This window comes from Phenylobacterium soli (genome assembly GCF_003254475.1).
GTDB classification, from domain to species: Bacteria; Pseudomonadota; Alphaproteobacteria; order Caulobacterales; family Caulobacteraceae; genus Phenylobacterium; species Phenylobacterium soli.
Genome location: NZ_QFYQ01000020.1, coordinates 1 through 411, shown reverse-complemented (window position 1 = coordinate 411; position 411 = coordinate 1). Strand labels below are relative to the sequence as shown.

The following is a 411-nucleotide window of genomic DNA, read 5'->3' as shown; positions in this document are numbered from 1 at the left end:
GACCCAGGGCCTCGCTGGCCACCTGAGGCGCAGCGGGCGGCGCAGGCGGCGCATCGGCGCGCTCCTGCCGGCCGACGGCGGCGATCAGCAGTCCCGCCACCACCGCGGCGTAGATCAGCCAGTCGGGCAGTCTGGGGAACTGCACGCCCCCGGCCTCAGGCCGAGACGGAGGCGGCGATGATCAGGGCGGTGGCGAGCTTGGCGCCCACCAGCATGGCGGCGGCCGACATCTCGCCGTCCTGGATGCGCTGGGGCAGGCCATGGAGCACGAGGTCCACCAGGCGGAACACCAGCAGCTGGACGAGCACGGTGGCCGCGCCCCAAAGGCCGAGATCCACCAGGGTGGTCGAGGCTTTCAGCGAGAAAGCCAACGGGATGGCGAGGCCGACCAGGACGCCGGCCATGGAGACC

Annotated in this window: 1 protein-coding gene; it reads right to left on the bottom strand. The window is 72.7% G+C overall.

Annotation, left to right across the window (positions count from 1 at the left end; all coding sequences use genetic code 11):
• Positions 1-155: 155 nt before the first annotated feature.
• A partial coding sequence (locus DJ017_RS19960) for a DUF350 domain-containing protein (protein WP_133255526.1) occupies positions 156-411 on the bottom strand: 256 nt, incomplete at its 5' end.